Genomic DNA, 514 nt, shown 5'->3' on the forward strand with positions numbered 1-514 from the left:
GGGCTGGGTCTGTCCATAGCCCGCGCCATTCTCGAGACCTATGGCGGCACCATCTGCGCCGACAACCGCCCCGAAGGAGGCGCGGTCTTTCGCGTGGCCCTGCCTCTCGCCCACAGGGAGGAGCGATCGAGATGAAACCGGTTGTCCATATCGTCGATGACGACAAATCCTACCGGACAGCGACCGCAAGGCTGCTTTCCGCACATGGTCTCAGGGTCGAAACCTATGAGTCCGGGGACCAATTTCTTGCCCTCCTTTCCACTTGCGAACCGGGATGCGTTCTCCTCGACCTCCAGATGCCCGGCCAGTCCGGGTTGCAAATCCAACGCCGATTGTGCGAGCAGGCACCGCTATTGCCGGTCGTGTTCCTCACGGGGGAGGGAGACATAAAGGCAAGCGTCGAGGCGATGAAGGCGGGTGCCAAGGATTTTCTGGAGAAAAGTTCGACCACGGGTGCATTGATGGAGGCGATCGATCGCGCTCTCATCCAATTTGAAAGACAGCGGGCCGGACA

Annotated in this window: 2 protein-coding genes; both read left to right on the top strand. The window is 60.3% G+C overall.

Going from position 1 to position 514, the window contains the following annotated elements; translation table 11 throughout:
- Positions 1 to 135, top strand: a 135-nt coding sequence (locus AF337_RS46360) for an ATP-binding protein (protein WP_152971319.1), incomplete at its 5' end; no start/stop codon positions are given.
- On the top strand, positions 132 to 514 hold a 383-nt coding region (locus AF337_RS33140; protein WP_152971320.1), incomplete at its 3' end, for a response regulator transcription factor. The genes AF337_RS46360 and AF337_RS33140, both read left to right, overlap by 4 nt.

The organism is Rhizobium ecuadorense (assembly GCF_001187535.1).
Taxonomy (GTDB): Bacteria; Pseudomonadota; Alphaproteobacteria; order Rhizobiales; family Rhizobiaceae; genus Rhizobium; species Rhizobium ecuadorense.